This is a genomic window from Okeania hirsuta (assembly GCF_003838195.1).
Taxonomy (GTDB): Bacteria; Cyanobacteriota; Cyanobacteriia; order Cyanobacteriales; family Microcoleaceae; genus Okeania; species Okeania hirsuta.
This window is the reverse complement of sequence record NZ_RCBY01000284.1, coordinates 1-8,098: the sequence shown is the minus strand read 5'-3', so window position 1 is coordinate 8,098 and position 8,098 is coordinate 1. Positions and strand designations below refer to the sequence as shown.

Below are 8,098 nucleotides of genomic sequence, written 5' to 3'. Positions count from 1 at the left end.
TTACAATCACTTGGCACAATTGTATGAGAATGGGGAAGCTATTGATCTCGATCCGATCATCTCCTCCACCCAAATCAAAGAGATTGTAGGAACACTAAAGTATCTCGAACAGCCTTATAAGTTGAAAGACATCTATGAGCGCTTTGACGGCCTGTTTTCCTATACCCAAATTCACTTTGCCCTGGCCCATCATAGGAAGGTTCAAAAGGATGGGATCGGAGCTTCTTGATTCTCTTAAAAATACGAAAGGATAAGAAGCCATTAAAAGTCTTCTTATCCTTTCCTACTATTGCTTGCTGATCTACCCAGCGCTTTAATAAATTTCTGGAATTCGATCAGGATAATCTGTTATAATGCCATCCACTCCCATCTGCAACAAAGAATCCATCAAAGTGGTCTCATTTACCGTCCAAGGAATGATTTTCATACTTTTCGCATGAGCTTCTTTGGCTAATTGGCGGTTGTAAAAATTGTGAGATATGGTTCTGTAAGATTTGGGGTTAATGAGCGTAAGCTGTCTAATTGATCATCTAAACTGCCGGTAAATAACACAAAGATGCAATTTTATTAGGTAATTCAAACTCACACTTCGCTTAAGGGGCGCATATCGAAGAGACTGGACTTCTGCTCTATCTACAATACGAGTGCCTCTAATTCATCGACTACCATGCGATTCAAAAGTTTGAGAGATTAGCCACAAAAACTATGCATTCCACTTCACTCTTATCTCTAATTGTAATGCGGAGCGGGCAATTGAAATGCTTTCACATGCTCCCTATCAGTCTCGACCATATTCTTAGGAGGGCGACTTATAGGTTTTCATTAGCTTGCTCAGAAGTTCGGGTTAACTTTTGAAACCACAATCAAGGCCTTTACCTCATATATAAGGTCATCTGTAGTGGATACGAATTTCTCTTCCTCTTCAGCTATGGGCGATCCATATAGGCTCAGGCATGAAAGGCTTGCGTTCATCCAGGCTCAAGATTGGAGTAAATCAACAATTGACTAATCCCTTGGGAACGGCCAAATCCAGTCTAGGGTTCTGACTGCGGGTATTCTATAGCCTTAAGGAGGGCCGGATGTATTTTCTCGAGCAAGTTCTGGGCACCGCGATTTCCCCTGCAATCGATTATATTTCATCCATAATTCAGGGGTTTGCTGACAATCTAATCGAGGAGTAGTAATGCCCGTCAGAGAGAAATCTTTCAACATTACTTTGGTTTTGATCATGTAATCTACCGTTAGATACACAACAACTTCACTCTAAGTCCAGTCCACTATCGTCAATGAAAAAGTCAGGAGTTGATGCTGGAGCTGCATCTGCCGGGTTCATGCCCCTAGGCATGCCACCAACGAACAGAAACAAGCCAGGTACTTCCCGAGCAAAGAAGGGAAATCCTCGGCCCCGGTTCGTGCATCAATCAAATGCACATTTCCTGCCCCTGTCGACTCTACGGTTGGTAGCATTTTACTAGTCAACTCGATATCATTAAAGTTACCGATATCCTTCTTCAATCGTTACTTGGCCAGCCGACGCTTCAGCAATCTTGGTGCAGTTCTACGAAATCCGCATGGACCTTCTTTGCATCTTACATCGGGGCAGGAATGTGCCAATATCTCAACTGCCTCTGAAATGAGTATTATTAACCACCTTCCAATGGATATACCGCATTTCTTAGAAGCTGATTTTGTCTGTAATGATGTGTTGTAGGCCTGATAATTGAGCAGAACAGCAATCGGATCCACACAGTCCAGGGTGTTGAGCCATGCGTCTGCTTTCCTTTGACTTTAATCACCATCGATGACGCAGCCGGTTCCACCGGGCTTATAGTTGACGTGTCCAACCTCTGTTTTAGAGTTGATATGTAGGCCAAAAATGACATCTACCCCATTGTCAGAAAGTACTCTTCTTTGAACCATCAATTTCGCACGCTTCTCACCAGAGGCCTCCTTCTTCAGCTGCTGAAAATGAATACTACCTTCTGCAAGTTGATCCTTCATCCCTACTAGTACCTCAGCCGCTCCCTTCAATCAAGTATGGCGACATGGAATAACATGACTGCAGGCATGCATCACTCACCAACCTCTTTCCTAAGAAAGTAGTTTTTGACCTTGATTGCAATGGTACTGCAGGCAGCTCTTTCTACCACCGGTAAACCATCCTATAACGCTACAGAAAAGCCGACTGTAGCACATCTAGTACCTCCAATACTGCCACCACACCCGTACGTGCGATACCTACTTCTGTCTTCAAACCAAGGTTTTCAAATGTTTTTAATATCCGATGTTTGGATTCTGATCTATATCAGATGCTCATCAATGGACGCCATTCACCACTTTCTCCTTCACTTGCCATCGTTATCATCTGGTATCACGCTCCCTTGCCCCAAAACAATTTGGGCAATAGACAAGGGCAAAAAATAATAGGTTTCTCATACTGTTCAAGTCTTTTAATAGTGCTGAAAGGCAATTTATTCGCTTCCTTTCGTAATTGCTCATATATAATGATGAAATTGAGGAATAAGTCTCTATGCCTTTATAAAAATTAAAGAGTCCGTATGCTCGTTGGGTGAATGCAAGCATCAGAGATCCAGTTCGAATCCCATAGAACCGACTCTCAAGACCTAGAACCCCTCGACAGAGGGCGACAATTGGAATACTTCCTCCCTCCTGCTTCGGAATTGGTGTTTACCAAAGGTCTCCTGCATAGCTAGATGCGCTGCACGGTATTCTGGTGTGTCAGTTGGAGTAACTCGCTCCCGCTCAGATGGACACACCTTAACCTCACAGAATCAGGTGCTATGCTTTCAAATGATCAGCAAAAAAGTTTAGCAATTTACAGAGTCTGATGTGGAACAGACGCATCGATTTTAGCAAAGGCTTGGGAAGGCAACACTGTTTTTGGAATCTTCTCAGTATATCTCCGCCAAATTCATACATCTAGTGTGGCACGGATGGAAGTGCGCTCATGGTTGTGAAACGTGTTCTGACCCCTGGATATGGAGAATCGCTAGTTTACTTTGACTGCTCGCAGCTGAACGAGGCTTTTGTTCATTTAGCCTCGAGCAGTCGCTCCAGAAATCACCTCGACAATAATCGTAAAAGCCAGGAATCGTAGTGCTTATTTGGCATCCTGCACTAGAAGAGATCATGTCGCAGAGACGTGACTGGATTCTTGCAACAGCTCCACCATAACTCCGGATGTAGATCTCGTTTTGGTCCAGTACTTCTACTTCCACATAATCAAACCTCTCAGTCGGTAGTAAGAGGCGTGTGTACTATGGAAATGATGGAAGTATAGATATTAGGATGACATACAAGCTCTGCATCTTCCTGGTTCGCTCTACAGAAATCCCCTAAATGATCGGATCCAACTTCCTCTCCTCCAATCATGAAATTGGTTGCACCAAGTGCATCATTCTGATCAGGCTTCGAAGCTTTGACATGCATAAAGAACTGCCCTTTATCGTCACGGCACCACAGCAAAAATAGCTCGTCTGGATGCATCTTAGTCTTCTTAATCACCGGTCGAAGGAGGAGATTCCATAGGTCTAAGGGTTAGGTGCTGAACATCATATGTCCTACTAAAACAGTGGTAAACTTCCCCAGGATTTCTCACCAAAACAATCGGAGTCCTTCGGTTGGCATACTTCCACGGCATCTGCACCGGCAGCCTTCAATATCAGCAACCATAACCGCCGTTTTCAATCATCACATCTTTGTAGCGGGATCTGCGCTGATTGACGGGATTTTCAACATCTCCCTTAGTTCATCCAAGGGAACTTTCTTATGTTCCTCGATGTACTGCATCACATTTTCCATATGCTATCTTTTCTGGTTTATTTTGATTAAGTCAGAGTTACATTCATAGTTTGAATGTTTAATTACTATGATGATAGTATTTGACTGATAATGCAGAGAAAAAAAATCAGGTACATTATCATTATCAATTTTCCAATTCTTCCTACTATTGCCTTGTTCTAATTCAAGATTATTTATTCACATTAATACGTCGCCACTATCCTTCAACATTAAAAAGAGGTCCATCAAATCGATCGGGCCCTGGCCAGGAATTCAGTTTGCAAGGGTTGCCATCAGATCGGTAAGTTCACGCGGACCAAGCCCAGTGCTCGGTTATGCCTTTAGCAAAGCCACTTGAAAAGTATGAGCAACTTGAAAATTATGTTCAAATAGAGCTCCTGTTCTTTGGCGATTAAGTATGAAATCAATGCCAGACTTTTTGCCAGTTCCTCCAATTCTGACAATAATATTGGCCAATTTTTGATGTTGGTGAGTGGGAGAATACAAAAGGTCGATAATGCAAAGACAGGAAAAAGATCCCCTGATGCCCAATCGGCGGGAACTACTCCCATATGACCTATTAACTCCTTTCCTTCCCAAAGCAAATTAAGAAAAGTGGCGGGTACTTGTATAAGTTTGATGTGTGGATATCCCGGAAAACAAAGGTGTAGTAGGCGAATGCTTGGCTGGTTCGGCAGTGAGTAAAAACCCTCCGTTTCTATCAATTCCATGCAGCCGATACATAGTGTCTTTTCAATAATCAATAATTCCATCCTCTGACAACTTGCGATTATTTTCCTTCAATAGGAAGAAATACTACCGGTTTTCTTATACCACGAATGCTGCCAAATTGGAGGTTTCGTAATACCTACCGCAGCTCGTGCCTCAATCCTACGCTTTTTGGCAAGCTCGGATTTCCGACACTGCAGGACAGAATCGCACAATGCAGTTTGCCATTCGCATTACCAAGCCCCATCTTTAGCGACTTTCTTTTCGTAAAAAACTTCCATCAAAGGTTACTAATTTAGCATCCAATGGACCGGAATTAATGAGGCCTTCCTAAGTGCATTTTACTCAAAACGATCAAGCCCCAATCCGCTGTTGTATGAGCCCCTTAGAATCACTGTTTTTAAGGCCATGACCTCTTGCTCCTTCTTCGGTGTAGCCTGAAAGTTACCGATTCAAGAGTCGCTCCCAAAGTGGATCGCTGTCGAAGCGTGGTATTTCCCAAAAATAGGAGAAACCGTCTGATTTCGTGAAAATGACAACAATGATAATCCACTCCACCTCTAAACTTCCCATCACCGTAGACAAGAGATCCATGTAGTTCGATTCACAACTCAGGCCACCATCGGGAGCATCATACCCCAATGAAAATATTGAGCAATACTTCCCCGCAACAGTCATAGATCAGATACATCAGATACCCACGATCAGTATGTCGAGGATTCCAATACGAATGGGCAAAATCGATCTTAACCAAAAGATCATCTCGTAGGCAATAGCTTCGTCTGAATTAAAAGGGATGAAACTCAATACTGCGTCCACTCGTAATCGTTTTGACAAGTTTAGCTCTTTTGTACAGGTCTGCCCATTCTCCACGAATCAAAATAGGTGATAAGCCTCCGTCCTTTTTTGCGTGACTGTAGCGCGCCGTAAACTTGTAGGAGTGTGCAGGCACATCCTGTCATCGTTTCCGCCGTTAGACAAGGTGCACGTAATTGGCGCTCCAGAACATTTTGCAAGGGCGAATAGGCATACGAAGAAGCTGAAGATTTTCTCATCTGTACCCCCCTATAAATCCTTCCACAGCCACCTCCTGCAAACTTTGGTAGCGGAGCATGTCCATGAGTCCATTGGCAGGTTAGTACTCTATATAGATCAGGCCTTTGCGTCAAAACGCCCCGCAAAACTATCCCCCTCTGCTTGACCATAGATGGCTAATTATTCGGAGGATGTATACTTATTTGCAATAGGTTATTCGCGGAGCTTGAAAATCATCAAACTATTTTGCTTGTTCTTTTCCGCCCCAGCCCGAAGCCACTCAAACCGTTCCTTCGTCCCACGATCTGGCGATAGCGAAACGCCATTGTCTCCAGCATAATTGGCATTAACTGTAAGCCTTGGATTGAAACTGGAGTTTACGGTGACAATCTTCGTACAGGACCAGAAGAGCCCGGGTTTTCACGTCAAACGCCGTCCTTTTCGATGCACATGGACATGCCACCGAAAACCCATCATAAACATCAAGGCCACTTCTAATTTCGTAATCCGCGGGATAAAGTCAAGTTCGGTATGAAGTATGGCTCTAGCTCATTATTCAAGTTTAGGCGGTATATCCGTTCTGGAAAATTGTAACTTGAATACCCTGAAAGTTCGTTGTTCTCAGGGTTACCGTAATTTTTGCTTACAGCTCCGAGTCCAAGTGGTTTAGGTCAACTTCGTACAACTGCTCCCAGAAAGGCTGTAACATTAGCTGCTTTTCCTGCTCAGTAATGAGCAATCAATTTATTCCGTACAAATAACTTGATCCAACAACGCTACCTTCCGGCAAGATCTCTTCCAATAGGGGTGCTCCCCGATTGCGGTAGAAACTTGAATAAGCTTCCCTTATCCGCTGATGAGTGGTTCTAAACAGCAGTTATTTCCGTATCCTCAGACAAATCGAATTGCTCATCAAAAAGGAATAAATCGGTATGAATCCGGGTTGCCGTTCGTCAATTGCGAAGTAGATGCATTACCGTGGCTATTTTCAAACAGTTGTAGAATCAGAATCGTTGATCAACGAAGTATGCGCGGCATTTCTTTCAGGAAAATTCGATCGGCAAGATTACTCGCTTCATTGATCATACCTAGCCTGTGATAGAATAATTGTGGAATTCATTCTTGGGCAGACGATATAGTTTGAGCGCTCGTATCTGCTATAGTAGAACCCTTTGTCCAGGCGATGCGGAATGCTTTACTTCCTCGATAACATCAGAACAGTTCCCCGTCCGGAGATCAAGAACGCGACTCGTCTTCCAATCAGATCACTTTTAGCTAATTGTAATCGACAATAGGCGGCCATCGTGAAAAAGTATGGCAGAAACGATACACTTCCATCATCTGATAATGATGGGATCAAATTAAGCTGTTCAAAGGGGCTTCGATGGCCTGGCTCCTATGAAGACAGCTTGTTCTGTAGTCCGCGATTCATGAATTGGTAGTAGGACGCTCCTTTCTTTTCCAACAACTCGAGCTCGTAATTCCACAGGTCCGTAGTCGCTGTTCATCAACCATTTCCGGGTAAGGAATCAACAGTATTTCCGTGTGAGCGATTGTTGACTCTTCGTCCATGTACGGAGAGTATCATACTCAGCCATCGAATGAGATCGACGAACTCGCGAGTTCTCAAAAAAAGAGACCTCTGTTGATCCTTGATAGGTCTAGGGTATTGGACAATAAACGTATTTGCTCGGACTATATTATGCGCATTCTACTCCTTGTTCTGTGCACAAATCATGCCAGCATGCTATTCCCATCCACAAGCGTGTTTCACCATTTAGCAAGGGTTTATGTTTTTTCGCAAGCAACATTTGGTTAACTTTCGTATTAATAGCAAAAAAGCCACTAAACAGTGCTGCCCTTATGGAGGCCTGAAGGCAAATTCAAGGCCAATCCAATATCCAAATCCTTTAAATATGAATTTAAAACAATCTACGTTTGCCCTTTTTTCGCTTATTCTGGCGGTTTACTTCCCATCAGCCAGCTCAGGCGCAAGTTATAAGAGACAATGAAAAAGGCGAAAAAATATTGTTTATGAAGATGGTAGTTGGCAATATTTTCGAGACTCCTCTGGCAGTACTGAGGTTTACAAGAGAAGATAAAATAAATGCAATTAGAAAATATCCTGTTTTCACAGAGAGATTAGCCACTGATGTAATATCGGTGACTCAAGAAGACCTGTACACATTGCTTCCAGGCGAGCACAATTGGCTAAAGAAGCTGTCCATTCGCAGCAAGAAAGGCAGATAAGCAAACGCAGGAACAGATCCAGGAAGAATTTCTTCGGCGCGAGAAGTGGAAATAGCAATGAGCAAGATCTCAAGCATTTGACGACCCTTCAAAAGCCGCGAAAACATGAATTAGAGAGCCATAGAAGCACTGCGCCGAGCGGAAGCAGAGAAGCGGAGAGTTAACCGTTAGGGACGATTTGTCGAAGCTTTTAACCTTAAGCAGAAGCGCAAGCGCAACCAGTCGAAAGCGATTGCTCAATTGCCTGCCAATACCGCCGTAAGTTTCAGTATACCTTTGAGTG

At 43.4% G+C, this 8,098-nt stretch carries 5 protein-coding genes; 2 read left to right on the top strand and 3 right to left on the bottom strand.

The window, feature by feature from the left end:
* Nucleotides 1-229, top strand: a 229-nt coding sequence (locus D5R40_RS28060; protein WP_134239631.1) for a helix-turn-helix domain-containing protein, incomplete at its 5' end; no start/stop codon positions are given.
* 84 nt (nucleotides 230-313) lie between these two features.
* Here the strand turns inward: D5R40_RS28060 and D5R40_RS42930 are convergent.
* From D5R40_RS42930 to D5R40_RS36270, 3 genes are all read right to left on the bottom strand, one after another.
* Nucleotides 314-505 (bottom strand): glycerophosphodiester phosphodiesterase, encoded by a 192-nt coding sequence (locus D5R40_RS42930; RefSeq protein ID WP_375339420.1) that lies wholly within the window; start codon nucleotides 503-505, stop codon nucleotides 314-316.
* Nucleotides 506-1,788: 1,283 nt separating this feature from the next.
* Nucleotides 1,789-2,001 (bottom strand): hypothetical protein, encoded by a 213-nt coding sequence (locus tag D5R40_RS28050; RefSeq protein ID WP_124155532.1) that lies wholly within the window; start codon nucleotides 1,999-2,001, stop codon nucleotides 1,789-1,791.
* A gap of 2,133 nt (nucleotides 2,002-4,134) precedes the next feature.
* A complete protein-coding gene (locus tag D5R40_RS36270) occupies nucleotides 4,135-4,278 on the bottom strand; it encodes a hypothetical protein (protein WP_161565087.1) in 144 nt (47 codons plus the stop codon).
* Between the two features lie 3,225 nt (nucleotides 4,279-7,503).
* On the opposite strand from D5R40_RS36270, the gene D5R40_RS36265 reads away from it, so the two are divergent.
* Nucleotides 7,504-7,815 carry a hypothetical protein gene (locus D5R40_RS36265; protein WP_124155531.1) on the top strand — a complete coding sequence of 104 codons (312 nt, stop codon included), beginning with the start codon at nucleotides 7,504-7,506 and terminating at the stop codon, nucleotides 7,813-7,815.
* The last annotated feature ends 283 nt before the right edge of the window (nucleotides 7,816-8,098 follow it).

Coding starts and splice junctions, on each gene's coding strand:
- D5R40_RS28050 (WP_124155532.1), bottom strand. CDS start 2,001: ATGAAGGATCAACTTGCAGAAGGTAGTATTCATTTTCAGCAGCTGAAG.